Origin of the sequence: Citrobacter sp. CK180 (assembly GCF_030333655.1) — a bacterium.
Classification (GTDB): domain Bacteria; phylum Pseudomonadota; class Gammaproteobacteria; order Enterobacterales; family Enterobacteriaceae; genus Citrobacter_B; species Citrobacter_B koseri.
Genome location: NZ_JAOWFM010000052.1, coordinates 445,855 through 471,887, shown reverse-complemented (window position 1 = coordinate 471,887; position 26,033 = coordinate 445,855). Strand labels below are relative to the sequence as shown.

Genomic DNA, 26,033 nt, shown 5'->3' with positions numbered 1-26,033 from the left:
GCAGCAGACCATGCTCTGAACGTGCCAGAAAAAGCATGTCACTGGTCATTCGTGACAACCTTTTCAGTTCTTCCAGGTTAGCGAATAAAATTTCGCGGTAATGCGAAACATCCCTTTCCTTAGCCAGTGCAAACTGCGTCTGCATCATCAGATTACTGACTGGTGTGCGCAGCTCATGCGCGATGTCAGACGAGAAATCTGACAGTTTCCGGAATGCCCCCTCCAGGCGATCAAACATATTATTGAACTCCTGCATGGTCTCAGAGATTTCCGGCGGAGCCAGATCGGGATTTAGACGCTGATCCAGGCTGTGTACAGTCATGGAGGAAGCCAGACTGGTCATTTCCCGTAACGGTTTCAGACCAATACGTGTGGTCAGCCAGCCCAGAAAAATAGAAATAAAGACCAGACCGATATTGAACCAGAACAGCCAGGTACTGAGTTTGTCCATAAACAGGGTGTGATACCCAGTATCCGTGGCAACCGTAATGATGACATGTTTGCTTTTACCCTGTTCCGGCGTCACGGCAACCCGCCGCGAGATACTGCGGTACACGGTGTTATTTTCTTCCGTCTGGATCATATAGTCGAGAATATCACCCGACTTATTAAGCAGGACCGCTGGAACAACAGAATTTTTGGCATAGAGTTCAACAATTTTTTCATTTTCCATGTTTTTTATAGAAATGAATAAGCCATTGTGCCCCACCATCGCATCGTTTATTTTTTCTGATAATGACTTAATATCCGTTTTGTTCCTGAACGTCTCTGTTTTAAGAAACTCTTCGGTGAGCTGAAGTTTACCTGTCAGAAAATCGCGGTCCTGATTATCGAAATAGCCATTAAGGGTGCTAATCAGGATAAAACTTGATAACCACCATACCGTAAGCATCACCGCAGAAAAAATCAGGCTCAGGCGTGTGGTCAGGGAAATTTTGAACCTCACTCTTCTCTGATCTCCAGGACATATCCGGCACCGCGAACGGTATGGATCAGTTTTGGCTCAAAGTCATCATCAATTTTACTTCTCAGACGTCTCACGGCGACATCAATCACATTCGTATCACTGTCAAAATTCATGCTCCAGACCAGGGACGAGATAAGACTCCTGGGTAACACTTCTCCGGTGCGTTGCAGCAGCAACTCAAGCAGAACGTATTCTTTACCGGTGAGATGGATCTTCTTCCCCGAACGGATCACGGTCCGGCGCACCATATCAACGGTCATATCGGCGATGGTGCAGACTGTTGCGGCCTGCGAGCGTGCCCGGCGCAGTAGGGTTCTTACACGTGCAACCAGCTCCGTAAAATCAAAGGGCTTAATCAGGTAGTCATCTGCGCCAAGCTCCAGTCCTTTCACTTTGTCCCGCACGTTGTCCTTTGCGGTTAAAAACAGGACCGGTTCTTCGTGCCCGGACTCCCTCAGTGCGCTGATGATTTGCCACCCGTCGAGGAAAGGCAGCATCACGTCCAGTATTATCAAATCATACTGTCCCTTCGACGCGGCCCCGAGACCATCGCGGCCATTATTAAAGAGATCGGCCTGATAGCCTTCCTCAACCAGTCCCTGCTGCAGGTAACGACCTGTTTTTTGTTCGTCTTCAACGATTAAAATACGCTGCATGGTCAACTCGCTGATATGAAAGTAAAAATCTCACGCATGAGCTTTGGCTGTCCCCTAGCTGACCTGAGACGGAGCAAGCATTCCGAGCCACGCTACGGCGCCCAGAATGATAATCGCAACAACGAATTCTGTCAGGATGCTGTTTCGCATCAGGGCAACGCTGCGATCATAATTCCCTTCCCTGACCATAACTTCAAGCCGGGGACCCAGGTGAAACCGGTTTGCTGCAGCCAGAAGAAGCATCAGAACAAACAGAGCCGTCTTGGCAAGCAATATCCTCCCCCAGGAACTGTTGAATAAGGGAGTTAAGTTACCCTCAGCAATATACAGATAGTTGACCAGCGCACTCAGGATCAGGGCTACAACAATCACCGTTCCTGCCGTGGCAAATTTTGCCAGGGAGTCAGATATCACAATGACGCTCTGTGCATTATGCTCGTTTCTGCGCATCAGCAGGATAGCAAATGCAACCAGAGCACCTGTCCAGGCACCTGCAGCGCCGAGATGGGTCAGATCGCTCAGTAAATGGAGATAGTAATGCAGACCGTCATGCATAACGGCGTGTCCTCCCCAGGCAAGTGTAGCCAGCGCCACGCCCCCACTCATCGTCATCAGCAGGCAGGACAATACTCTCTTATTAGTGTAAAGGAACAAAGCACCGAGTGTGGTAAACAGGGCACAGAGCCTGACAATCCAGCTAATACCCACATCAGTTTCTTCTATCACCATCTCGATAACATGGATGGATAATTCTCTGAGGTCAGTTACTCCACTCATGGCATTAGATACCAGGAGCATATTAATGCCAGTAAGAATGATGCCTGTAACAACAGCAAAGGTTATAAACGACCTGAAATTAGTCAGGTTATAGGTTTCATGTCTGACACCGCTTATTCCATATATCTGAAAAAATGGCAATCCAAATATTACCATCAAATCCAGATAAAGAAGAAAACGAATAACAATCATAATCAGGTCGTTCATAATATTACTTCACTGTAAAGGTGTAATTACCGGTAATAGGGTGCGTATCTGAAGAAACCGCGCGCCAGTCAACACGATAAGTGCCAGCGGGTAAAGGCTCTCGCGGAATAATGACCATCGATTTAGGGTCAGCGCCTGGCGCCACTTTTGCCGCGACCGGCATCGGAGAATGTGATGACATGCCTTTCATACCCGTCATCGTTAATTTTGCACCTGAGAATTTCACGGTCAGATTTTCCGAGAAATTAAGCTGAATCTTTTCCGGGGCCGCTACGGCTGAATCAGCCTGTGGCACAGAGCTTTTTAATTCCGGATGGGCCATAGCAGAGAAAGCAACGCCCATAACGAGGCCACCTGTAAGAATGGCTTTATTTAAAATCGACATTTTATTTACCTGTTTAGTTGAGTGTTTTATATCAGTGCGTTAAAACCAGATTCTGGCTCCCGCCAGGAATACTACCTGATGGTCTTTCTCACCTTCTCTTTTCGCCATATCGGATGTTTTCCCGTAAAGTTGATTCCAGGAAACGCCTATATAGGGTGCAAACTCACGGCGTATTTCATAGCGCAGCCGGAGCCCCAGCTCTGTGTCAGTCAGTCCCCTGCCGCGACCCCGCGATTCATCATCCTGACTGTAGAAATTCACCTCATAGGATGGCTGGAGTATGAGCCGGTTAGTCAGTAAAACGTCGTATTCTCCTCCCAGACGAAGGGCTGCTTTTCCGCCATTACTGACAAAACCCGTAATTTCAGACTCAAAATTATAGAGTGCCAGCCCCTGAAAACCGACAGCAGCCCAGGTCCGGGCAGAAGCAGGTCTGAAATCCTGCCTGACACCCGCAACCAAATCCCACCATGGGCCAACCGCATGTCCCCAGAGTAACTGCGCTTCAGCCGCCTCCGTTTCCCCATTGCTTCGTTCACCTTCACTCTTTAGCCAAATCCGATCTGTGTCGCCTCCAATCCAGCTGTTAACACTCCAGCTGAAATTGTTGGTGTTATCCGACCGTTGCCATTCCAGTTGATCCAGCAGAACCAGATAATTAATCGCACTGTCGTGAATCGCATGCCCCTGTAAATTGCCGAATGCAGCCTTCCGGTCGGCATCGGTAACAGGCGGAATTGGCGTTCTGCTCTCAGTTACAATGGGCTCCATTGACGTCATCTCAGTGAAATTCTCATCTGCTGGCATCTGCATGGCAGACATGTCGTGCCCGGCGTGGGGATCTGCAGAGACGGAGCCCGCCGCAATAGAAAGCTGTGAGGTAAACAAACCGGCGACCAGAACAGGTATGGCCTTCAAATTTCTCTTCATTCGCATCATTCCTCCACCCGGACTTCACGAAACATTCCCATTTCCATGTGATAGAGCAAATGGCAGTGATACGCCCAGCGGCCAAGCGCATCTGCTGTCACTCTGTAACTGCGTTTTGTACCAGGGGGAACATCTATTGTGTGTTTACGAACCATGAAATTACCGTTTTCATCTTCCAGATCGCTCCACATACCATGCAGGTGAATGGGGTGAGTCATCATGGTATCGTTGATCAGCGTGATCCTGAGCCGCTCACCGTATTTCAGCAGCACCGGTGCGGCATCTGAAAACTTGATTCCGTTAAATGACCAGGCAAACTTTTCCATGTGGCCGGTTAAATGCAGTTCTATGGTACGGCCAGGTTCACGTCCGTCAGGATCCTCAAAGCGGCTTTTCAAATCCGCGTACGTGAGAACCTTTCTTCCGTTATTTCGAAGACCAATACCCGGATCATTTAATTTCGGAGAGACGCTCATCGCCTGCATATCAACCAGTGGGTTATCCGTTTCTGACGCAGGATGACTTTGCATACCCGGCATTCCGGCCATCCGGGAATGATCCATACCGGCCATGCTGCTGTGATCCATGGGCGCGGAGGATGTCCCGCTAACCGGAAGGTCAGCACCGTCCATAGACATCATCTCTCCGCTGTTATCCATGCCTCCCATCTGGCTGTGGTCCATTCCTGCCATATCATGTCCCATTCCCCCCATACCCATATCTTCCATGGTCAACAGAGGACGGGGATCGAGGGGGGGAACGGCAGCACTTAACCCCTCTCTCGTGGCCAGTGTCCCTCGAGCGTAACCGGTCCTGTCCATGGATTGTGCGAAGATGGTATAGGCCTCACCCTGAGGCTCCACAATGACATCATAGGTTTCGGCAACGGCAATCCTGAATTCGTCAACGGTAACCGGGTTTACATACTGGCCATCTGCAGCCACGACCGTCATTTTCAGCCCGGGGATACGGATATCGAAATAGGTCATTGCCGAGCCGTTGATAAACCGTAAGCGTATCTTTTCACCGGGACGGAACAGTCCGGTCCAGTTTTTCAGCGGGGCCTGCCCGTTCATGAGATAGGTGTAGGTGTAGCCACTGACATCCGCGAGGTCAGTCGGATTCATTTTCATTTCAGCCCACATTTTCCGATCGGCAATGGTGGCTGACAGCCCCCTGGTATTCACGTCGCGGAAAAAAGAGCCAACGGTTGGTTTATTGAAATTGTAGTAATCCGACTGTTTTTTTAATTTTTTCAGCAGGCTGTGAGGATTTTCATCGGTCCAGTCAGACAACATGACCACATGCTCACGATCGTAAGCAAACGGTTCTGGCTCCCTGGCATCGATGATAATGGCACCGTATACCCCCTCCTGTTCCTGCAGACCGGAATGGCTGTGGTACCAGTAAGTCCCGTTCTGCTTAACCTTAAAGGTGTAAACGTAGGTATCATCAGGCTCTATGCCCATAAAACTCAGCCCCGGAACACCATCCATATTGGCCGGAAGAATAATGCCGTGCCAGTGAATGGACGTCTGTTCATTAAGACGGTTTTTGACCTTCAGGGTAATGGTGTCACCTTCTTTCCAGCGAAGAACGGGCCCCGGCAGGCCTCCATTGATTGTTTTGGCCTGACGCTCACTGCCCGTGATATTGACGGCCGTTTCACCAATGGTCAGGTCAAACTGAGTACCCTGCAGGGATGCGGCAACTGGCAGGCTCAGACTGGAACGCGCATTGAAACTCCATACGCCAAGACTTCCGGCTACGCCAGAGAGGGTTAACCCCTTCAGGAAAGTTCGTCGAGACGTTTTCAACAGCATGCGCATTCCCTTATTTAAAGTATGGTTACTGACAGAATTCGAGAACCGATTTAAATTAAATTACTGGTTCATCCACTTACAATGAAATGAATCTAGCACACCTTAAGAAACAAATTCATTACAATCGTGTAATGTACATAGCTGTATTACATTTACGTCATCTTCCCCACAGGTTGATTATTTTTATATATGATCATAAGGACATCTTTTATGTACCTCAGAAGGTAATTACACATGAATATATTAATCACGACCACTGCGTTTACAGCTTTATTTTGTGGGGCAGCTTTTGCTCAGTCCAGTGATATTGCCCATGAAGCACATCGATTTGTTAATAATGCCTCAGCCGTCAGTCATGTGAATTCCTCGACGCATGAAAACTTACCGGACAGGGTTAATAAAAACAACACGCCCTCATTCTCTGAAATGAATGAACATGAAAGGGCCATTGTTGCTCATTCATTTATGAACAACAGCGCGTCCTATGCGCATCAGAAAATGATTGAGGAACATAAAAAAATGCTGTCCGGCAGTGATGCAAATTCAAAGACCTCGTCTTCTTCTTTTAACGAACTGAATGCCGGAGAAAAAGCCGCTCTCGTGCATGAGCAGGTCAATAATGCCGGTGCGGAAGCACATCAGACGCAGGCAAGAAAGCTTCGCGGGCTGTATTCGACCAGGTAACTGCAGGCGGGTTAGTGCTTAGCGTCAGGTGCGCAGCAGGGCTTTACTGACGGGTTACGTAGCAGGACATGAGCCCCATATTGCTCTGCCGTAACCTGTTTCAGTCCCGTTAATCATCACCGTCGGGCTGGTCATACAGTTCCCAGAGCTTCAGGAGCAAACGGGAAACAAGATATGTTACAAAAATGACGACCATCAACGGTGCTCCCGATTAACTGACAGATGACACGCCTCCTGAAAACCCCTAGCATACGCCGCAGTGTTCATGCTAACGGCGAATTCCAGTAAATGTATTCTACCGATGTCGTAAAAGAAAATGCCTACCTTTCAGCCACCCGCTCGGGGCTGGAATCGAACGAGATCGCTACTCTTCAGCGCTCCTTGCCTTCCCGGTTTAATCTGCGGCATTTGAAAAAAAATGAATCATTAAAACTCGTACTGCAAAAGAAAGCGGGAAAATCACGTGTCGTGGCCTATAAATTTACGTCCGGTTCATTTAATTACACGGCGTATCGTATATCAGATAAAAAGTTCTATAACCTTTCCGATACTTCCGGGAAAGGCAGTCTCGATTATCCGTTACCGGCCACAGCAAGACTCAGTTCGCCTTTCAATCCTGCAAGACTTAACCCGGTATCGGGAAAAGTGAGTCCCCATAATGGCATTGATTATTCCATGCCCATGAACACGAAAATAGTCAGCGTCATCGACGGAAAAATCACCCGGGCCGAATACAACAGTACCATGGGATATTTTGTTGAAGTAACGGGAAAAGCCGGTGTTAAAACTCGCTATCTCCACCTCAATAAAATACTCGTTACTAAAGGGGCCAGGGTTACCCGGGGAGACGCTATTGCGTTATCCGGTAACAGCGGACGTTCATCCGGTCCTCATCTGCATTACGAGCTGGTCATCAATAACAATCCTGTTAACTCACTGGCGTTCCGGGCAGCGGCACCCGCTGATAACAAACTTGAACAGCATGCCTTTGCGCATGCCAGAGACTACGAACGATACCTGGACTGATAACGGGGCCGCGACGCGGCCCCGTCTGCCGGATTAATTTTTTTTATCGTTTTCACTTCCTTGATGTTGATGATCTCCATGCCCTCCGTGGCCGTGGAAAAGATGCATTAGCGGGCAGACCAGCAATAACAGATATGGCCAGTAACCTGCCACATGTGACCAGTGTTCGCGCAGGAGGGCAAATGCCGCGATCGCGGCGACAGCAATAAGCGCATAGGTGGTACTTTTCATACTGGACTCCTTCTGTTCGTAACAGCCCCTTCACTCAGTGTTATTTCCCGAGCCTGACACTTTTCAGACGCAACGCATTCACAATGACGCTGACGGAGGAAAGAGCCATGGCCGCCGCCGCAATAACTGGCGACAGCAGTATTCCATACACAGGATAAAGCAGACCTGCAGCCACAGGCACGCCAAGTGCGTTGTAGATAAATGCAAAAAACAGATTCTGTCGGATATTTTTCATGGTGATTTCTGACAGATGACGGGCCCTGTTCAGTATCATCAAGTCGCCTTTGAGAAGGGTGACTCCGGCACTTTCAATTGCCACATCTGTACCCGTTCCCATGGCTATACCCACGTCAGCCGCTGCCAGCGCCGGGGCATCATTCACACCGTCTCCGGCCATCGCAACCACATGGCCAGACGCTTTCAGTCGGGTTATCACTGCTTTTTTGCCATCCGGCAGAATCCCGGCTTCAACCTCATCTATTCCCAGTTTCCGTGCGACTGCTTCAGCGGTAAGCTGGTTATCCCCGGTGAGCATAACGATGCGGATCCCCGCCTGACGCAAAGCTTTAAGCGCATCCGGCGTGGTTGCTTTCACGGGATCCGAGATAGCTATCAGGCCTGCAAGGTGCCCGTCTGTGGCCACATAGATAACGGTAGCGCCTTCCATCCGCAACGTATCCGCAACGGCCTTTTGATTATCAATAACGATACTGTTTTCCTGCATAGCCAGTTCATTACCAATAACAACCCGTTGACCTTCGACATCGCCTGAGACACCTTTACCCGACGGCGCATTGAAATGAGTGACTGCGGGTATTGCGATCCCCTTTTCCTGTGCTGCTTTAACTACTGCCATACCCAGCGGATGCTGCGAGCCTTTTTCCACTGCGGCCGTTACACGCAAAAGAGATGTTTCCCCACCCGGATTGAGACTGATAATCCCTGTCACCGTCGGCGAACCTTCCGTGAGCGTGCCTGTTTTGTCGACAACCAGCGTGTCCACTTTTTCAAGACGCTCAAGGGCTTCGGCATTCTTGATTAACACCCCGGCCTGGGCTCCTTTGCCCACCCCCACCATTATCGACATCGGCGTGGCCAGCCCCAGCGCGCAGGGACAGGCAATAATCAGGACCGACACAGCCGCAATGAGACCGTGCGCCATCCTGGGCTCGGGCCCCCAGACAGACCAGATCATGAAAGCAACAACCGCGATAAGTATCACCAGAGGAACAAACCAGCCTGAAACGCTGTCAGCCATTCTCTGGATGGGGGCCCGCGAACGCTGTGCATCAGCGACCATCTGAACAATTCGTGAGAGCATCGTTTCATCACCGACTTTCTCTGCACGGATGATAAGACTACCTGTCTGATTAATGGTCCCCCCGATGACAGGGTCACCCTCCGTTTTGGTAACAGGCATAGATTCCCCGGTCACCATCGATTCATCAACGGTTGTTTTGCCTTCGACCACGATACCGTCGACCGGAATACTCTCTCCAGGTCTGATGCGGAGCTTATCGCCAGGCAGGACATCTTCCGCATTAATATCCGTTTCATGACCGTCTTGATCCAGCCGCCTGGCGGTTTTGGGGGCAAGGTTAAGAAGCGCAGTAATGGCACCTGAGGTTTGTTCCCTTGCCCGCAATTCAAGGACCTGTCCCAGCAGAACAAGCACCGTAATAACAGCTGCGGCTTCAAAATAAATGGCCACCAGGCCATCCATGTTTCTGAACGATGCAGGAAACCAGGAGGGGAAGACGGTTGCAATGACGCTGTAAACCCAGGCTACGCCGGTCCCCATTGCAACAAGGGTAAACATATTCAGGGAGCGGTTACGTAACGACATTCCGGCCCGGGCGAAGAATGGCCAGCCACACCACAAAACGACAGGAGAGGCCAGAAGTAACTGCAGCCATGTGTTGTACTGTGGCGGTACTGTATTCCTCAAAGCGGGAAACAGATGAGAACCCATTTCGAGTATCAGAACCGGAAACGCCAGCAACAACCCCAGCCAGAAGCGTCTTGTCATGTCGCGAAGTTCATCACTCGTCCCCGTGGATGCCGTAGCTACGAGCGGCTCCAGTGCCATTCCACAGACAGGACAGCTTCCGGGACCACTACGGCGTATCTCCGGATGCATCGGACATGTCCACACACCTTCAGAAATCTCTTTCTCCGCCTGGCGGTGAGACTGTTTTATCTTATCAGGGCTGACTTCATGGTGGTCGTGGTGATGGTGATATTCACTGGCATCTTCGGTAAAATAATGATCGGGATGGGCTTTAAATTTGCTCTCACAGCTGGCGGAGCAGAAATAAAGCTGATGGTCCTGGTATCGAATGCTGCTGTGCGCCTTGTCAGGCAGGATGACCATCCCGCACACGGGATCTCTCACCTTATGCAATGCGTGACTCTCGTCCGGGGATGATGTCTGCTCAGAAGCAGTCTGGTTGTTATGTTCCACTGCATTGTCATTTTTCACAGTAACTCTCCTTATGCATATCTGAAGCATTTTCTGTCTTCAGGATATGTCATGGATGCGATTACCACGAATGCCGCCGGCATAAGAGTGCCTGCTGCCGGCGTCCCGTTATCAGCCGTTCCGCTGACTATTCGATTCGCTGGAAGACTTTTTTACTGCCCTCCGGTGAGAATGCGATAACATCGTAAGCCTCTTTTCGGGCCCCCATCTCCATTCCCGGACTTCCTGCTGGCATACCGGGGGTGGCGAGACCGTATATACCCGAACCAGACTGCATGGCCTTATGTATCGTTGCCGCAGGCACATGGCCTTCAATGATCAAATTACCTACAACCGCGGTATGACAACTTCGTAGTCCAGCAGGAACAGCATGCTTTTCTTTCAGGGCTGACAGCGCCTGATCATTCATGACGTGAGTTCGCACTTCGAACCCGTCTTTTTCCATCGCTTTGCCCCACAGGGAACAACAGCCACAGTTTTCAGATTTGTACATATCAATGACTTTTTCACTCGCCATTGCAGGCAGTGACAGGCCGAGAGCCAGGGCCATTAGAACCACTTTTTTCATACTCACCTCTGTATATTATCGATATAAACCCTGACGTCAGGGTGAATCAGTGCAGAAGGACGCCCACTGGGGGCGCCCTTTCAGGGTTATGACACGCTTTTTTTATGTCTGCGCAGCCAGATTAATTTGTAGGCGGCAGGAATAATGAACAGGGACAGCAGCGGAGCCGTGATCATCCCACCAATCATTGGCGCAGCAATACGGCTCATGACTTCTGAACCTGCGCCGGTTCCCCAGAGTATTGGCAGCAGACCCGCAATGATCACCGCCACGGTCATGGCTTTCGGCCGGACACGCAGTACGGCACCATGATAGAGGGCTTCATCAAGACCTTCCGGTGTGAACGTCTCTTTACGGGACAATTCCGGGTGCGCTTCAATGGCATGACGCAGATACATCAGCATGACCACGCCAAACTCTGCTGCCACCCCGGCCAGGGCGATAAACCCGGTTCCGGTCGCCACTGACATATGGAAGCCCTGCCAGTACAGGAACCATATTCCGCCAACCAGGGCGAACGGCAGGCTCATCAGGATCAGCAGGGCTTCGTCAACCCGGCGGAATGCCAGATACAACAGGATGAAAATGATCATCACCGTCATCGGCACCATCAGCTTCAGTTTCTTGTTGGCATGCTCAAGCAGTTCAAACTGTCCGGAGAATGCCACACTGGTTCCCGGTCTCAGTTTCACTTTCTCGCTGATGGCCGTCTTAATGTCGTTAACCACCGACACCATGTCCCTGCCGCGGGCATCAACATAAATCCAGCTGGCTGGCCGGGCATTTTCGGTTTTCAGCATGGTTGGTCCAGAAACGACGTTAATATCCGCGACATCGCCCAGCGTGATCTGCTGCTTCATCGGGGTCAGGATCGGCATCTGTTTCAGCGCCTGCGGACTGTTCCGGTAATCCTGCGGGTAGCGAATGTTAATAGGGTACCGGGCCACCCCTTCAACCGTCTCACCCACCATAGCACCTCCGATGGCTGAAGAGACGAACAGCTGGACATCACCTACCGTCATCCCGTAGCGGGAGGCTTTCTCCCGGTTGATATCGATATCGATGTAGCGCCCGCCCTCAAGTCGCTCAGCCAGGACAGACACCACGCCAGGCACGGTTTTGGCTACCGCCTCGATACTCTGCGCCGTCGCGTCGATATCGGACAGAACAGTCCCGGACACTTTGATACCTATCGGGCTTTTGATCCCGGTTGAGAGCATATCAATACGGTTACGGATAGGCGGCACCCAGAGGTTTGCCAGACCCGGTAAACGGACTGTCCTGTCGAGTTCATCAATAATCTTGTCAATTGTCATGCCGGGACGCCACTGATCCTCAGGTTTGAGCTGGATCGTGGTTTCCACCATTTCGAGCGGCGCGGAATCCGTTGCGGTCTCTGCTTTACCGGTCTTGCCAAATACAGAAGCCACTTCAGGAACGCTTTTGATTAACTTGTCTGTTGTCTGCAGGAGCGCTGCAGCTTCTGCCGGAGAGACGCCAGGCAAGGTCGACGGCATATACAGCAGATCGCCCTCGTTAATCTTCGGCAGAAATTCACCGCCCACCTGACTCAGTGGCCAGATAACCGTGAAAATGGACAAGGCCGCAACCAGCAGGGTTGTTTTTGGCCAGTGGAGGACCCGCAGCAGCAAAGGATGATACGCTTTGATCAGCACCCGGTTCAGGGGGTTACTTGTCTCGGCAGGAATTTTCCCCCGGATCCAGAATCCCATCAGAATAGGAATGACGATGATGGCCAGTGCGGCCGCTCCCGCCATGGAGTACGTTTTCGTGAATGCCAGCGGGCCAAACAGACGACCTTCCTGCCCTTCCAGGGTAAAGATAGGAATAAAGGACAGGGTGATGATCAGCAGGCTAATGAACAACGCGGGTCCCACTTCCACGGAGGCGTCGGTAATCACCTTCCAGCGGGTGGCGTTGTCAATCTGCTCACCCGGATGCTGATGATCCCACTCCTCAAGCCGTTTGTGCGCATTTTCAATCATCACAATGGCGGCATCCACCATCGCACCGACGGCAATCGCTATCCCTCCCAGCGACATGATATTGGCGTTCAGTCCCTGGAAGTGCATGACGATAAAGGCGATACACAGGCCAAGTGGCAGAGAAATAATCGCCACCAGGGCAGAACGGACATGCCAGAGGAACAGTGCGCAAACGACAGCAACAACGATAAACTCTTCAAGAAGCTTGTAACTGAGGTTATCAATCGCCCGGTCGATTAACTGGCTGCGATCGTAGGTGGTCACGATTTCAACGCCTTCCGGCAGGCTGGCCTTCAGCGTCTCCAGTTTATCCCTCACTGCCGTGATAACGTCGCGCGCATTTTTACCCGACCGCAGGATCACCACGCCGCCAGCGACTTCTCCCTGGCCGTTCAGCTCGGCAATACCACGCCTCATTTCGGGCCCGGTCTGCACGCGGGCAACATCCCGCAGATAAACCGGCACGCCGTTCTCACCTGTTTTCAGGACGATGTTATTAAAATCATCAATGCTCTGAAGATAACCGCTGGCACGGACCATATACTCCGCTTCGGCCATTTCAACGGATGAGCCACCGGCCTCCTGGTTAGACGATTCAAGTGCCTGTTTCACTTCGGGCAGGCTGATACCGTACTGGGACAGTTTTACCGGATTGACCTGAATCTGGTACTGTTTCACCACGCCGCCAACCGAAGCGACCTCAGCCACGTTCGGGATGGTTTTCAGCTCAAATTTCAGGAACCAGTCCTGCAGAGAGCGCAGTTCTGAAAGGTCGTGTTTTCCGTTGCGATCGACAAGGGCATATTCAAAAATCCAGCCCACACCCGTGGCATCAGGACCGATTTCAGAACTCACACCGGCAGGCAGTTTTCCCTGAACCTGATTCAGATATTCCAGCACGCGGGAACGGGCCCAGTACAGATCGGTGCCGTCTTCAAAAATGACATACACATACGAATCCCCGAACTGTGAAAAACCACGCACGGTTTTTGCGCCAGGTACGGACAGCATGGTGGTGGTAAGTGGATAGGTGACCTGGTTTTCTACAATCTGCGGGGCCTGGCCGGGATAGCTGGTTTTGATAATGACCTGCACATCTGACAGGTCAGGCAAGGCATCGACCGGCGTGTTAATAATCGTCCATGTACCCCAGATGCTGAGAAACAGGGCCCCCATCATGACCAGGAAACGGTTGGCGACAGAGCGCCGGATAATCCATTCAATCATCGTCGTCTCCTCAGTGCCCTGAATGCATATTTACAGGCTGGTCAGACATTGCTGGCATACTGCTTTCTGTTTTTTCAGGGTGGCGCATACGTTCCAGCGCGCCCGTAATATTGGCTTCGGAGTCAATGAGGAACAGGCCACTGACCACCACGGTATCGCCTTCATTCAGGCCGGAACCGATGCCGGACTGTTGCTGTGATTCATGCAGAACGTGGATCTGTTTCGGCACAAACTTGCCTTCATCATCAACAGTAATCACGCGCTGTTCTTTGCCGGTATCGATAACGGCCTGGCTTGGTATCAGCAGCATCTCCTGGCTCTTGGTATTCAGTTTCAGATAGGCATTCATGCCCGGCTTGAGAAACTCATCCTTATTAGAAACCTGGAGACGGACCTGAAGCGTACGGGTTGTCTGATCCACGCTGGGAAGAATGTTCCATTTTTCGACATGGAATGTTTTATCCGGATAAGCCGGTACCGAAATTTCAAACTGCGACGTATCTTTCAGCAGATATGCGATAGATTCTGGCACTGCAGCGCTGATCCAGACCGGGTCCATCCCCTGAATCTGAGCCACTACTTTATCTTTCGAAATATTCATGCCGGTGCGCAGGTCAAACGCAGTAATGACACCATCAATAGGTGCTTTAATGGTAAAACGGGTCTGGATTGTGCGGGTTGAACGCAGCCTTTGAATATCCTCTTCCGGCATACCAGCCAGACGAAGTCGCTCCAGAACCCCTTTTATCTGGGTTGACGTACCACCGGTGCTGGATAACAGAAGGAATTCACTCTGTGCTTCCACCCAGTCCGGAATGGTAATATCGATAAGTGGCGTCCCCTTCTTCACATGATCGCCAATCGTCATGGGGTAGACTTTTTCGACAAACCCGTCAGAACGCGCCTGCACAATAACAAACTGATACTCGTTATAGCTGACATTAGCCGGGATTGTCTGAGAATAATTCAGCATTCCTCGCGTGACTTTTTGCGTTTTTAATCCCAGATTCTGAACCTGGGTTGGGTCGATACGGATCCCGCCACTGCTTTTATCGCCACTGTCATCAGCATATTTTGGCACCAGGTCCATATCCATAAAGGGCGATTTTCCGGGTTTATCAAATTTGGTATCCGGTTTCATTGGGTCATACCAGAAAAGCACCTTTCGTTCCGGTGCCTTTTGTTCTGTTTTTTCTGTCTTTTGTGCTGAGTTTACATACTGCCAGGCAGTAACCGATATCAGCCCCCCTGCTATGAGGCTGCTGATAATTATTGCAGCATATTTTATCTTTAAAGAAGCCATACAATTTTCCGCTAAAAAATCAAAACACCTGGCATATGCGCCTGACGGTTAACTCACACATATACCTATGTGAATGTACAGGCGCACAGGATGTAATCGCTCCGGACAGCCAATCAGGACTGCGTCACGTTAATGCTTTTGAGTAAGGAGATATTGCCCTGCTGAATAAACGAGAAATCGACATGGTTGCCTGTTTTCAGGGCATTAATAGCATCGTCTGCATTAACAAAAGTAAAGCGCATGGTCATTGCAGGCCAGCCCACCGCCGGGATTGCTTCGTGCGAAATGGTAATCTTTTTACTATTCATATCAATGTCTTTAACGATACCGGTGCCCTTGATAACCTGCTGTACCGAAGCATCACTGGCAGCATTCATATCGCCATGCTGATGTGTTTCAGCATGAAGACCGGCAGAAAACATGACAGAGAAGGCACCAAATAAAACGGCTTTAAGTGAATTACGCATTTTTAATTTCCTGATTAATTGAATAAATTTACTCTACCCAACCGCCACCCAGCGCGGTAAACAGATTAATTTCGTTAACCTGTCGGGAATAGGTAAGATCGAGAATGGTTTGCTGCGTCGCGAAGAGGGAACGTTCTGCATCCAGCACTTCGATGTAACTGACAGCACCACTTGCATACAATCCTCTGGCACGCTGTAGAGTTATCTGTAGTGAATCAAGATAACGCTGCTGTGACTCAAGTTGCTGGCTAAGGCTGTCGCGCAGCGCAAGCGTGTCGGAAACATCCTTAAAGGCTGACTGAATTTTTTGTTCGTAATTAACCACCGACTGTTGCTGGCGAATTTCAGCCAGCTTCAGATTGGCTTTATTCCTGCCAGCATTAAAAATAGGAATTTCAATTTTAGGGATAAAATTCCACATTCCACTTCCTGACGTAAACAGGCTTGACAGCTCCGTACTGCTTGCGGAAAGACCACTGGTCAGGGTAATGGAGGGGAAAAAGGCCGCTCGCGCTGCGCCAATATTGGCATCAGCCGCTTTCAGCTGATATTCCGCTTCCATAATATCCGGTCGCTGCAGCAAAATTTGTGACGACAGATTTGGTGGCAATTTTACTGGTGCGATCTCCCCGCCTTTCATCCCTTTTTCTGACGGAAGTGCGCGGTACGTTCCCAGCACCAGTTGCAGGGCATTGTTTGCCTGAGCCAGATCGCCTTCTCGTTTGGCTATTTCGGCGCGGGTACTTTCGATTTGTCCTCTCGCCTGTTCAAGTGCCAGAACGTTCGTACTCCCGGTCACGAGCTGTTGCTCAACGAAAGCATAGGACTGTTCATAATTTTTCAGCGTTTCCCGCGCAATACGGAGTTGTTCGTACGCCAGTTGCTGGCTGAAATAGCTCTGTGAAACGCTGGAGACCAGCAGGATGTGTACGGCCCGACGGGCTTCTTCGCTGGCAAAGTAGTTCTGGCGATCAGCCTCACTCATGTTCTTAAGTTTGCCAAAAAAATCGAGCTCATAGCTGAGCTCCAGACCCGCGTCGTACTCCTGCGTGGTCGGCTTGTCACCTTTCAGACCACCGTTGTATGTGATCCCGGATGAGGCATTCAGCTGGGGATAACGATCTGCATCCGTGACGTTGAACTGGGCCCGGGCCTCTTCAACCTTCAGGGCAGCCATTCTCAAATCACGGTTATTAGTCAGGGCTTCACCGATCAGCCTGCTGACCTGGGGATCGACAAAAAAGTTTCGCCAGCCCGTATCCTGATAGCTGTTTACCGCAGGCGTCAGACTGTTTTTAGACAATGAAAACTGCTGGGGAACCGGAGCTGGCGGACGCTGATATTCAGGTGCCAGAGAAACACAACCAGCCAGGATGAATATGGTACTGATGCTGAGTAATTTTAATTTGAACATAACGCTTCTCGTCCAGGCAGACCTGGTAAATGGTTCAAACGAAGTCCAGAGTATTGATAGGGGTACTTTACCTAACGCTCTCTGTTTGCCGGGTGACAGGATAATGACAATGTTGTCATTTTTGCTGTAATCCGTTGATAACGATCGTGGGCGCAATAGAATGACATTAGCAGCCAGCCGGGGAGCAAGATGAAAATATTGATCGTCGAAGACGAAATTAAAACAGGTGAATATCTCAGCAAAGGGCTTACAGAGGCAGGGTTCGTAGTGGATCACGCTGATAATGGTCTTACCGGATATCATCTCGCCATGACAGCCGAGTATGATTTAGTCATTCTGGACATCATGCTGCCTGATGTGAACGGCTGGGATATCATCCGCATGCTGCGCACTGCCGGAAAGGGTATGCCGGTCTTACTGCTGACAGCCCTCGGCACGATCGAACACAGGGTCAAAGGACTGGAACTGGGTGCGGACGATTATCTGGTTAAACCCTTTGCGTTTGCCGAACTGCTCGCCCGGGTGAGAACCCTTCTGAGGCGGGGAAACACGATGATCACGGAAAGCCAGTTTAAGGTGGCTGACCTCTCGATTGATCTCGTATCCAGAAAAGTCAGTCGCGCCGGAAACCGCATTGTGCTCACCAGTAAAGAGTTCAGCCTGCTGGAATTCTTCATTCGCCATCAGGGAGAGGTTCTTCCCCGCTCCCTGATTGCCTCTCAGGTCTGGGACATGAATTTTGACAGCGACACTAATGCGATCGATGTCGCAGTAAAGCGACTCCGCGCTAAAATAGACAACGATTACGGGACAAAGCTGATCCAGACAGTCCGGGGCGTGGGCTACATGCTGGAGGTCCCGGATGCATAGCAAACCTTCCAGACGCCCTTTCTCACTCGCTCTGCGGCTGACCTTTTTTATCAGCCTGTCCACGATACTGGCTTTTATCGCCTTCACCTGGTTTATGCTGCATTCTGTTGAAAAGCATTTTGCCGAGCAGGATGTCAGCGATCTTCAACAAATCAGCACCACACTGAACCGTATACTGCAGTCCCCGGTGGATCCGGATGATAAAAAAATAAGCAAAATAAAGGAATCAATTGCCAGCTACCGCAACGTTGCCCTTTTGCTCCTCAATCCCAGGGGTGAAGTGCTCTTTAGCTCAGCTCAGGGGGCGGCACTACGCCCGGCAGTGAATTCAGCAGATTTTAGCGAGCACAGCCGCGCACGGGATGTCTTTCTCTGGACGGTGGAGGATCCTGCGGGACCGATGGATACCGGGTCCGAAATGAAGATGGAAACATACAGGATTATCGCCTCCTCTGGTCAGGCGATATTTCAGGGCAAACAGCAGAACTATGTCATGCTGACTGGCCTATCCATTAATTTCCATCTCCATTACCTCGATGCGCTGAAAAAGAACCTGATTGCGATTGCCGTCGTGATAAGCCTGTTGATTGTTCTGATCATTCGAATCGCTGTCCGTCAGGGGCACCTGCCCCTTCGTAATGTCAGCAATGCCATTAAAAACATCACCTCCGAGAATCTTGATGCGCGACTGGAACCGACACGCGTTCCCATTGAGCTGGAGCAACTGGTTATCTCGTTCAATCATATGATTGGAAAGATTGAGGATGTCTTTACCCGCCAGGCCAATTTCTCTGCCGATATCGCGCATGAGATCAGAACGCCCATCACCAATCTGGTGACGCAGACTGAAATCGCACTGAGTCAGGATCGAACACAGAGGGAACTTGAGGATGTCCTCTATTCCAGTCTTGAAGAGTATAACCGGATGACCAAAATGGTCAGCGATATGCTGTTCCTGGCACAGGCAGATAATAATCAGCTGATACCTGACAGGGTCATGTTTGACCTCAGAGCGGAAGTCATGAAAGTCTTCGAGTTTTTCGAAGCCTGGGCCGAAGAACGCAATATCACGCTCAAATTTAACGGGATGCCCTGCCTGGTTGAGGGAGATCCACAAATGTTCAGAAGGGCGATCAATAATCTGTTATCCAATGCCCTGCGTTATACCCCGGAGGGACAGGCAATCACCGTCTCAATAAGAGAGCAGGAGAGCTTTTTTGACCTTGTGATTGAAAATCCGGGGAAACCGATCCCTGAAGAACATTTATCAAGGCTGTTTGACCGTTTTTATCGGGTGGATCCATCCAGACAACGAAAAGGAGAAGGCAGCGGCATCGGCCTTGCGATTGTGAAGTCAATCGTGGAAGCACATCACGGAAGAGTGCAGGTGGAATCAGACGTACGCTCCACGCGTTTTATCTTATCCGTGCCCAGACTGGAGAAAATGATCCCGGAAACCCAATGCTGAAAATAAAGATGTAAATGACAAAGATGTCATTAGCCTGTCATGCAGCAAACAGAAGCCATTCGATATAATTAGTGCAACTTATCAGGAAGGCTGGATTGCTTCATCAATACCCGGCGTCAGAGTACGCCAGGAAATGAATATCCAGCCCTCTTCCGGAGAAATAAACGCTGCCGAACTTGTTTAAGTTATGAAACTGAAAACACCGGTTGTACTTCCCCGGACATCACTAATTCAGAAATGGAGAGTTATCATGAAAAATATCGTATTAGCATCTTTGCTGGGCTTTGGTTTAATTTCATCGGCCTGGGCCACTGAAACCGTGAATATCCATGATCGCGTCAACAATGCACAGGCTCCTGCTCACCAGATGCAGTCTGCTGCGGCTCCTGTCGGGCTCCAGGGGACTGCTCCTCGTATGACCGGTATGGACCAGCATGAACAGGCCATTATTGCTCATGAAACCATGACGAACGGCTCGGCGGATGCGCACCAGAAAATGGCGGAAAGTCATCAGAAGATGATGGGAACTGGCACCGTTAACGCTTCCCGTCCGGCGACTTCGTTTGCGGCGATGAATGAACATGAAAGAGCAGCTGTTGCCCATGAATTTACGAATAACGGTCAGTCCGGCCCCCATCAGGCTATGGCTGAAGCGCACCGCCGTATGAGCAATGCAGGCTGAATGCGACTGTAGTATCCGTGCTTTTACCCTTTCCTAGATAGATTATTCCTTGACCGTATATGTGGCTACATTTTGGCCCCCATCAGGGGGCTTTTTTATCTGACTCAGCTACAATTAACCGGTACCTACCTTACAAGGAACTATTGTATGAAAATCAAAAATTCCCTCTTTGTAATACTGATGTTATCCCTGCCTGCAATTTCTGCTGAACATTCTGAAATGAACATGTCAGATATGACCTCATCAGCATCGTCACAGGAATACATGGCGGGGATGAAAGATATGCATGAAAAAATGATGGCCGCCGTTAATGAATCCAATCCCGACAAGGCCTTTGCAAAAGGCATGGTTGCACACCATGAAGGGGCAATAGCAATGGCTGAAACCGAGCTGAAGTATGGAAAAGATCCCGAAATGAGAAAACTCGCACAGGACATTATTAAAGCTCAAAAAGGTGAAATTGAGCAGATGAATAAATGGCTTGGCAATCAAAAATAATGGTTGCGGAAATATGATATTGCGCGTACAGTCAGAGTGTTCCCGGGCACGGGAGCCTGTTAATCGTTAATTAATCAAAACCCGATTCATTTCGGGTTTTTCCTTTTAAATCCTCCAACGTTTGTACTGCACCGAGTGAAATTCACCTGAGCCAATTCTGCTTGCCGATTATTTCGACGGGAACTGCTAATTTTAATTAATCCTCTGTTTTAAAATTGTTTCTTAGCCTTGGTTCGACAGGGGGGCTCGTCCTGTTCTCTGGTCATGCGCAATGGCAATTCGCAGTCAGGGCTCAAGACTGCTTTTACCTATTTTTTAACAGAAAATTCATGAACTAGATACTTGCCGGAAACATCATCTGCTGTTCATCTCGACCAATAAAATGAAGGTATCACTCTCCTTTGAAACTCACTTACTTTCCATTTTGTAATAAATAATCAAGTTTTCCAGGTGATGCTGCCAACTTACTGATTTAGTGTATGATGGTTTTTTTGAGGTGCTCCCGTGGCTTCTGTTTCTATCAGCTGTCCCTCCTGTTCAGCTACTGACGGGGTGGTGCGTAACGGCAAAAGCACTGCCGGACATCAGCGCTATCTCTGCTCTCACTGCCGTAAAACATGGCAACTGCAGTTCACTTACACCGCTTCTCAACCCGGTACGCACCAGAAAATCATTGATATGGCCATGAATGGTGTTGGATGCCGGGCAACCGCCCGCATTATGGGCGTTGGCCTCAACACGATTTTACGTCACTTAAAAAACTCAGGCCGCAGTCGGTAACCTCGCGCATACAGCCGGGCAGTGATGTGATTGTCTGCGCTGAAATGGACGAACAGTGGGGCTACGTCGGGGCTAAATCACGTCAGCGCTGGCTGTTTTACGCGTATGACAGGATACGGAGGACGGTTGTGGCGCACGTCTTCGGTGAACGCACTCTGGCCACACTGGAGCGTCTTCTGAGCCTGCTGTCGGCCTTTGAGGTCGTGGTATGGATGACGGATGGCTGGCCGCTGTATGAATCCCGCCTGAAGGGAAAGCTGCACGTAATCAGCAAGCGTTACACTCAGCGAATTGAGCGGCATAACCTGAATCTGAGACAACATCTGGCAAGGCTGGGACGGAAGTCACTGTCGTTCTCAAAATCGGTGGAGCTGCATGACAAGGTCATCGGGCATTATCTGAACATAAAACACTATCAGTAAGTTGGAGTCATTACCAGTTTTCCAGTGATATATCTACATCTACTTTTTTTAATAATTCTTTTCTCTCATTATATATTTTCTCCAGCATATCTTCATATCCCTGACCAAGGTGAATTTGTTTATGGCAATTGCAACACAGAGATATTATATTTTCTTCGACGTCAAGAGAAGTATCAAAAGCATCTTGCCTGGACATAGGTACAATGTGATGAGGTTCAGTGTAGTGCAAGGGTGAATTTCGCCTTCTGAATGTTGGATGATCGTTATCGACTTCACATCTGTATCCTGCTTTGTTCAATGCATTTTTTGATACAACTTTATTTCTTGGGTATGAGAGGCCATTTTTTACTTCTATTGCTTTTTTCTTTGGTTTAGCTTTTCCGGTATATTCAAATGTTCGATCGTCATCAAAGTTATTATTTTTCTCCATGGCATTGACCAACTCATCGTCAGAGTAAAATTCATTACTGGTGTTTTCTGTTGTACCAAAAAAATCCAGCTCCTTAATTGCCTGGACAAGTTCTTCACGAATTGTCCATAAGTTTCTTTTTGGTTTTCCGCCGATTTCTTTACTCTTCATGACTGTAATGAATTTTGTGCCAGATGCTATATTTCCGATCCCTTTAACTTCGAATCTACCAAGTTCTTTTTGAACCCTTCCACCCAGTCCATTAATAACACCATTAGCACTCATACTGTGCAGATCGTACTTTTTACCTATATCGAAACACGTGCAAGAATGACTTGGTTCAATGAACCATTTTTTTAATGCAGCAATACTTTTAGAATCAAAAACTTTTTCATTCATTAATAATATTTTCCATTCCTCAACACTGATATCAATGTCGCAGACGTACTCCCCATCAATTACCTGGCAAATTTTTTTGATCACGGTCATTCCCCCATAATAAAAACATACAGTTCGATATCCGGCATGGGTGCGAACTTGCAATTATCTGCATAATCCCATATTTTCAGCCCCGGAAAATATGTTTGCTATTTTGCCTAAAAAGAAATTGTTACTGGGATAACTTGATTACATCATCCTCAACTTGAGCATACCATATCACCAGACTGAGTCTCAATGTAATGGCCAATTAGCTATGGTCATTATCCGCGACGAAGAGGTAGTCTCAGCTCAACACAATCGTACAATGCTTTCAATGATCTACGCTTTTTACTGGACGAATGTGAGAACATTTATTGCTTAAAATTTTAACAATATTTACTTGCTGGCGCGTACGCTACACTATCAACATATTGTGAATAAAAATAATTGACATAATTGTATTTAATGAAAATGTTACGCACGTGGTCATTCGGGATATGAACAAGCCAGAACCGCACTTTTCTAGCCTGTATCTCCATCGATGGCTCATCGCTTTTTTACTGGATTGTGCCCGACTGAGAAGCTGCTAACTGGGGGCCGGTCGGAATGCTGTGGCGCTCAGTGCGGGTGTGAACGGCATTTATCTCTTACGAGCCAATCTCTATGTCGCTTTACAGATAAATCCGTTGACAGCGTGTCTGACGGGGGAATGTGGCGAGGTGATGAAGCTGTTTAATCGCTGTGGCTGGCTGAACTTGAGTCTGGTGACTCCCTGCCCCACCAGTATTCGCTGATGACCAGACAGGGAGTGCCAGGAAAGGGTGATTAGTGGCGGATCTGCGCCAGGTCGTCTTCAGTCAGACCGGTCATTTTTATGACGGTATTGCGGTCAATGCCGTTCTGGAGCATGGTTCGTGCAATTTTAAGGGTGGCTTCGCGCTCGCCTTTTTCAATGCCGCGTTGTTCACCGAGCTGAATCCCCTTCTCGATGCCCTTCTGTTCAAGCTGTTGTGCGATGGTCATAAGTGCGTCTCCGTGTTGCGGCACACGCTGTGCCAGTTCGCGTACAAAGGCTTCGGCGTCGGATGTTTCGCCTGCCTGCACTATATAGTGTACCAGCGATATCACCTGCGATGAAGACAAGTATCCCGCCAGCAAGATGGGTGCCAGCCGGTCGACCAGTTCTGCCAGGTCCCGCTGGTGAATATGCTTTTGCAGTAAAGTCAGGGCGGCCATGCTGCGATGGCCAGCGATTTCATCATCCGGAATGATCGTAACGTCTACCAGCGGGAAAGCGTTGCTGTAGAGTTTGCCTGCCAGCTCGGGAGCGTCAAATTCATCCAGCCAACGAGTAGAGTACGGATACGGGCTGCGCTTACCCGTATAGAACAGCACCGGTATCACCAGTGGCAGTTTTTTATGCCCTGCCTCCAGGTGGCGCTGCATGGCGGCTACCGCATAGCGTATGAGGCGGAAAGCCATATGTTTGTCCGGCGTTGACTGGTGCTCGACCAGAACATGAATATAGCCGTCGCCGGCTGTAGTTTTCAGGCTATAGAGGACGTCGCTGAAATACTGGCGGAGATCATCCTCAACGAACGAGCCTGATTCCAGTTTCAGCGTGCTGAGATCGCAGACTGCTCGCAGCTCTGCAGGCAGGTGGATTTCCATGAAATCCCGGGCAATATCCGGTTGCGTCAGGAACTGCCTGAACGTGGCATCGTGAGGAGTGGGTGTGCTGTTTTTCTTCTTCATCTGCCCTGGCTCTGAAAAATGACCCGTAGATGTTATCACAGCCTGGAAAAAGCTAATATTGGCGGTGAACGGAATTGCCATTCCTTCAGGGGGCCGTTCCGGGGTGGTTCGGTCCCCTCCCTAAACCATCTTTACTCATCATCAATTACTGCCTTAGCAACTTTCTTCCCTCTCTCAGATATTCTAAAACCTCTTCTCTCCGTCCTTCTGCGGCAGCTGTATATAGGGGGCGTCTCAGAAAACGGAATCTATGGTCACTCCCGTTTTTGCAACACCGATTTTGACGACAAGTTGGCTTGCTTGAATCTATCCGGCGTCTGAATGGGATTTTATTCCCGCGCCTTGATGAGTTCCGCGCCTGATGAACCTCCAGAAAATATACGGCTTCAATGAGCCTTTCCGTTTTACAGGTTCCTCAACAGGCCGGTGGGCCGTTAGTATCATCAATATCAGTATTCGCAAAACCAGATCAGTAATTCTTTAAACCGGTGTATTTCTGCCGTTATGCTACATAAGTTTGCTGTCGTGCCGTTAGGGCCCAGGCTATTCTGGCCAGCTTGTTTGCCAGAGCACAAGTGACGACAAAGTTGCTTTTCCGGCACAGTAAATCCCTGACCCAATCGGCCAATTTGCCAGACTGGTGTTCCAGTTTTTGTATGAATACCCTGGCACATTGAACCAACAAAGTTCGGATCTTTTTATTACCTCGCTTACTAATTCCCAGCAATGTCGTCCTACCTCCCGTGCTGTACTGCCGAGGTACAAGCCCTGTTGCCGCCGCAAAGTCACGGCTGCTGGCGTACTGCTTCCCGTCGCCAATCTCAGTTGAAATAGTACTCGCTGTCAGTGTTCCGACGCAGGGAATGCTCAGCAAGCGCTGTCCAACCTCATCTTCGTCCAACTTTCGTTTCAACTGGGATTCCAAATCTTTAATCTGCTCAACAAGATAGTGATAATGCTGTTGTAATTTCAGCAATAACTGGCTGAGGTAAAGAGGCAAACTATTATCCTCAAGAATGGTACTCAGTCGGCTAATAACGGCAGCTCCTCGGGGAACGCTAATGCCAAATTCCAGCAGAAAAGCATGCATTTGATTGGTTGTTTTTACCTTATCCTGAACCAGGGATTCACGGACACGATGCAGAGCCCGCATTGCCTGCTGAGATTCCGTTCTGGGCTGCACAAAACGCATAGACGGACGCGATGCAGCTTCACAAATAGCTTCGGCGTCGACAAAGTCGTTTTTATTGCTTTTAACGAACGGGCGGACAAATTGTGGTGATATCAGCTTTGGGGAATGCCCCAACTCTTCCAACTTGCGTGCCATAAAGTGAGAACCGCCACAGGCTTCCATTGCGATGGTTGTAGCGGGGCATGTCGCCAAAAATTCGATCAACTTTGGCCGGGTAAATTTTTTACGGTAAACAGCCTTCCCGCGACGATCCTGGCAATGAATATGGAAAGAGTTTTTACCCAGATCGATACCAATGAGCGCAATGTTTTCCATGATAGTTCTCCGAATGAAAGCCTGTCCTCAGCATAGTACCGGGAAGGAGGGAGTGACCATCTCATTAAA

The 26,033-nt window shown here is 49.5% G+C and carries 23 protein-coding genes and 1 pseudogene; 8 read left to right on the top strand and 16 right to left on the bottom strand.

The window, feature by feature from the left end:
• From pcoS to pcoA, 6 genes are all read right to left on the bottom strand, one after another.
• Positions 1-946 (bottom strand): copper resistance membrane spanning protein PcoS (gene pcoS, locus OGV50_RS15845; protein ID WP_286488631.1); only part of this gene is annotated, 946 nt, incomplete at its 3' end.
• Complete coding sequence (pcoR, locus tag OGV50_RS15840; protein ID WP_286488630.1) at positions 943-1,623, bottom strand: copper response regulator transcription factor PcoR; 681 nt, start codon at positions 1,621-1,623, stop codon at positions 943-945. The genes pcoR and pcoS, both read right to left, overlap by 4 nt.
• Before the next feature lie 54 nt (positions 1,624-1,677).
• On the bottom strand, positions 1,678-2,556 hold the full coding sequence (gene pcoD, locus OGV50_RS15835; RefSeq protein WP_229692861.1) for a copper resistance inner membrane protein PcoD: 879 nt from the start codon (positions 2,554-2,556) through the stop codon (positions 1,678-1,680).
• A 55-nt stretch (positions 2,557-2,611) separates the two neighbouring features.
• The gene (gene pcoC / locus OGV50_RS15830) at positions 2,612-2,992 is read right to left on the bottom strand and encodes a copper resistance system metallochaperone PcoC (RefSeq protein ID WP_000025662.1); all 381 of its coding nucleotides are present in this window, start codon (positions 2,990-2,992) and stop codon (positions 2,612-2,614) included.
• Positions 2,993-3,031: 39 nt separating this feature from the next.
• Positions 3,032-3,922: a copper resistance outer membrane transporter PcoB gene (gene pcoB, locus OGV50_RS15825; RefSeq protein ID WP_001378118.1), complete on the bottom strand. Its 891-nt coding sequence runs from the start codon at positions 3,920-3,922 to the stop codon at positions 3,032-3,034.
• Between the two features lie 5 nt (positions 3,923-3,927).
• Positions 3,928-5,745, bottom strand: a complete 1,818-nt coding sequence (pcoA, locus tag OGV50_RS15820; protein ID WP_213382797.1) for a multicopper oxidase PcoA — start codon at positions 5,743-5,745, stop codon at positions 3,928-3,930.
• Between the two features lie 234 nt (positions 5,746-5,979).
• Between pcoA and OGV50_RS15815 the strand changes: the two genes are divergently transcribed.
• Positions 5,980-6,429 (top strand): PcoE/SilE family metal-binding protein, encoded by a 450-nt coding sequence (locus OGV50_RS15815; RefSeq protein WP_001023257.1) that lies wholly within the window; start codon positions 5,980-5,982, stop codon positions 6,427-6,429.
• 288 nt (positions 6,430-6,717) lie between these two features.
• Positions 6,718-7,455, top strand: a complete 738-nt coding sequence (locus OGV50_RS15810) for a peptidoglycan DD-metalloendopeptidase family protein (protein WP_004118669.1) — start codon at positions 6,718-6,720, stop codon at positions 7,453-7,455.
• A 33-nt stretch (positions 7,456-7,488) separates the two neighbouring features.
• Here the strand turns inward: OGV50_RS15810 and OGV50_RS15805 are convergent, their stop codons facing one another.
• From OGV50_RS15805 to silC, 7 genes are all read right to left on the bottom strand, one after another.
• Positions 7,489-7,686: a DUF2933 domain-containing protein gene (locus tag OGV50_RS15805; RefSeq protein WP_000843497.1), complete on the bottom strand. Its 198-nt coding sequence runs from the start codon at positions 7,684-7,686 to the stop codon at positions 7,489-7,491.
• Positions 7,687-7,726: 40 nt separating this feature from the next.
• Positions 7,727-10,198, bottom strand: coding sequence for an Ag(+)-translocating P-type ATPase SilP (gene silP, locus OGV50_RS15800; protein WP_286488629.1), 2,472 nt, complete (start codon positions 10,196-10,198; stop codon positions 7,727-7,729).
• A gap of 97 nt (positions 10,199-10,295) precedes the next feature.
• The gene (locus tag OGV50_RS15795) at positions 10,296-10,736 is read right to left on the bottom strand and encodes a DUF411 domain-containing protein (RefSeq protein ID WP_002436620.1); all 441 of its coding nucleotides are present in this window, start codon (positions 10,734-10,736) and stop codon (positions 10,296-10,298) included.
• Between the two features lie 86 nt (positions 10,737-10,822).
• Positions 10,823-13,969 (bottom strand): Cu(+)/Ag(+) efflux RND transporter permease subunit SilA, encoded by a 3,147-nt coding sequence (gene silA, locus OGV50_RS15790; RefSeq protein ID WP_064794362.1) that lies wholly within the window; start codon positions 13,967-13,969, stop codon positions 10,823-10,825.
• A gap of 10 nt (positions 13,970-13,979) precedes the next feature.
• On the bottom strand, positions 13,980-15,272 hold the full coding sequence (gene silB, locus OGV50_RS15785) for a Cu(+)/Ag(+) efflux RND transporter periplasmic adaptor subunit SilB (RefSeq protein ID WP_049016439.1): 1,293 nt from the start codon (positions 15,270-15,272) through the stop codon (positions 13,980-13,982).
• A gap of 113 nt (positions 15,273-15,385) precedes the next feature.
• Positions 15,386-15,739, bottom strand: a complete 354-nt coding sequence (locus OGV50_RS15780) for a Cu(+)/Ag(+) efflux RND transporter periplasmic metallochaperone SilF (protein ID WP_001246152.1) — start codon at positions 15,737-15,739, stop codon at positions 15,386-15,388.
• A gap of 28 nt (positions 15,740-15,767) precedes the next feature.
• A complete protein-coding gene (gene silC, locus OGV50_RS15775) occupies positions 15,768-17,153 on the bottom strand; it encodes a Cu(+)/Ag(+) efflux RND transporter outer membrane channel SilC (protein ID WP_047067158.1) in 1,386 nt (461 codons plus the stop codon).
• Positions 17,154-17,342: 189 nt separating this feature from the next.
• Here silC and silR point away from each other — a divergent pair, with 189 nt between their 5' ends.
• The 5 genes from silR (at position 17,343) to OGV50_RS15750 (ending at position 21,873) form a co-directional block, all read left to right on the top strand.
• Entirely contained in the window at positions 17,343-18,023 is a 681-nt protein-coding gene (gene silR / locus OGV50_RS15770; protein ID WP_000697969.1) for a copper/silver response regulator transcription factor SilR, read from the top strand.
• A complete protein-coding gene (gene silS / locus OGV50_RS15765) occupies positions 18,016-19,491 on the top strand; it encodes a copper/silver sensor histidine kinase SilS (RefSeq protein ID WP_064148682.1) in 1,476 nt (491 codons plus the stop codon). Before silR ends, silS begins: the two co-directional genes overlap by 8 nt.
• A gap of 250 nt (positions 19,492-19,741) precedes the next feature.
• Complete coding sequence (silE, locus tag OGV50_RS15760) at positions 19,742-20,173, top strand: silver-binding protein SilE (RefSeq protein WP_200005059.1); 432 nt, start codon at positions 19,742-19,744, stop codon at positions 20,171-20,173.
• 147 nt (positions 20,174-20,320) lie between these two features.
• On the top strand, positions 20,321-20,671 hold the full coding sequence (copM, locus tag OGV50_RS15755; RefSeq protein ID WP_200005058.1) for a CopM family metallochaperone: 351 nt from the start codon (positions 20,321-20,323) through the stop codon (positions 20,669-20,671).
• A 504-nt stretch (positions 20,672-21,175) separates the two neighbouring features.
• Positions 21,176-21,873, top strand: a protein-coding gene (locus tag OGV50_RS15750; RefSeq protein WP_223429336.1) for an IS1 family transposase whose coding sequence is annotated in 2 segments (ribosomal slippage) — positions 21,176-21,425 and positions 21,425-21,873 — 699 coding nt in all. Because the reading frame shifts where the segments join, the coding sequence is not laid out codon by codon here.
• Positions 21,874-21,883: 10 nt separating this feature from the next.
• On the opposite strand, the gene OGV50_RS15745 is transcribed toward OGV50_RS15750, so the two are convergent.
• Complete coding sequence (locus OGV50_RS15745; RefSeq protein ID WP_200005057.1) at positions 21,884-22,765, bottom strand: HNH endonuclease signature motif containing protein; 882 nt, start codon at positions 22,763-22,765, stop codon at positions 21,884-21,886.
• A 533-nt stretch (positions 22,766-23,298) separates the two neighbouring features.
• Here OGV50_RS15745 and OGV50_RS15740 point away from each other — a divergent pair.
• Positions 23,299-23,531: pseudogene (locus OGV50_RS15740) on the top strand (DUF2913 family protein); the annotation flags it as partial.
• Here OGV50_RS15740 and OGV50_RS15735 read toward each other — a convergent pair.
• Positions 23,528-24,457 (bottom strand): Rpn family recombination-promoting nuclease/putative transposase, encoded by a 930-nt coding sequence (locus OGV50_RS15735; protein WP_040113343.1) that lies wholly within the window; start codon positions 24,455-24,457, stop codon positions 23,528-23,530. The pseudogene OGV50_RS15740 and the gene OGV50_RS15735 overlap by 4 nt on opposite strands.
• A 502-nt stretch (positions 24,458-24,959) precedes the next feature.
• The gene (locus OGV50_RS15730; RefSeq protein ID WP_000427623.1) at positions 24,960-25,964 is read right to left on the bottom strand and encodes an IS110-like element IS4321 family transposase; all 1,005 of its coding nucleotides are present in this window, start codon (positions 25,962-25,964) and stop codon (positions 24,960-24,962) included.
• Positions 25,965-26,033 lie beyond the last annotated feature (69 nt).

What these genes read in the sequence shown, in the direction of transcription:
- pcoR (WP_286488630.1), bottom strand. Translation starts at nt 1,623, where the DNA reads ATGCAGCGTATTTTAATCGTTGAAGACGAACAAAAAACAGGTCGTTAC.
- pcoD (WP_229692861.1), bottom strand. Translation starts at nt 2,556, where the DNA reads ATGGTAATATTTGGATTGCCATTTTTTCAGATATATGGAATAAGCGGT.
- pcoC (WP_000025662.1), bottom strand. Translation starts at nt 2,992, where the DNA reads ATGTCGATTTTAAATAAAGCCATTCTTACAGGTGGCCTCGTTATGGGC.
- pcoB (WP_001378118.1), bottom strand. Translation starts at nt 3,922, where the DNA reads ATGAAGAGAAATTTGAAGGCCATACCTGTTCTGGTCGCCGGTTTGTTT.
- pcoA (WP_213382797.1), bottom strand. Translation starts at nt 5,745, where the DNA reads ATGCTGTTGAAAACGTCTCGACGAACTTTCCTGAAGGGGTTAACCCTC.
- OGV50_RS15815 (WP_001023257.1), top strand. Translation starts at nt 5,980, where the DNA reads ATGAATATATTAATCACGACCACTGCGTTTACAGCTTTATTTTGTGGG.
- OGV50_RS15810 (WP_004118669.1), top strand. Translation starts at nt 6,718, where the DNA reads ATGTATTCTACCGATGTCGTAAAAGAAAATGCCTACCTTTCAGCCACC.
- OGV50_RS15805 (WP_000843497.1), bottom strand. Translation starts at nt 7,686, where the DNA reads ATGAAAAGTACCACCTATGCGCTTATTGCTGTCGCCGCGATCGCGGCA.
- silP (WP_286488629.1), bottom strand. Translation starts at nt 10,198, where the DNA reads ATGCTTCAGATATGCATAAGGAGAGTTACTGTGAAAAATGACAATGCA.
- OGV50_RS15795 (WP_002436620.1), bottom strand. Translation starts at nt 10,736, where the DNA reads ATGAAAAAAGTGGTTCTAATGGCCCTGGCTCTCGGCCTGTCACTGCCT.
- silA (WP_064794362.1), bottom strand. Translation starts at nt 13,969, where the DNA reads ATGATTGAATGGATTATCCGGCGCTCTGTCGCCAACCGTTTCCTGGTC.
- silB (WP_049016439.1), bottom strand. Translation starts at nt 15,272, where the DNA reads ATGGCTTCTTTAAAGATAAAATATGCTGCAATAATTATCAGCAGCCTC.
- OGV50_RS15780 (WP_001246152.1), bottom strand. Translation starts at nt 15,739, where the DNA reads ATGCGTAATTCACTTAAAGCCGTTTTATTTGGTGCCTTCTCTGTCATG.
- silC (WP_047067158.1), bottom strand. Translation starts at nt 17,153, where the DNA reads ATGTTCAAATTAAAATTACTCAGCATCAGTACCATATTCATCCTGGCT.
- silR (WP_000697969.1), top strand. Translation starts at nt 17,343, where the DNA reads ATGAAAATATTGATCGTCGAAGACGAAATTAAAACAGGTGAATATCTC.
- silS (WP_064148682.1), top strand. Translation starts at nt 18,016, where the DNA reads ATGCATAGCAAACCTTCCAGACGCCCTTTCTCACTCGCTCTGCGGCTG.
- silE (WP_200005059.1), top strand. Translation starts at nt 19,742, where the DNA reads ATGAAAAATATCGTATTAGCATCTTTGCTGGGCTTTGGTTTAATTTCA.
- copM (WP_200005058.1), top strand. Translation starts at nt 20,321, where the DNA reads ATGAAAATCAAAAATTCCCTCTTTGTAATACTGATGTTATCCCTGCCT.
- OGV50_RS15735 (WP_040113343.1), bottom strand. Translation starts at nt 24,457, where the DNA reads ATGAAGAAGAAAAACAGCACACCCACTCCTCACGATGCCACGTTCAGG.
- OGV50_RS15730 (WP_000427623.1), bottom strand. Translation starts at nt 25,964, where the DNA reads ATGGAAAACATTGCGCTCATTGGTATCGATCTGGGTAAAAACTCTTTC.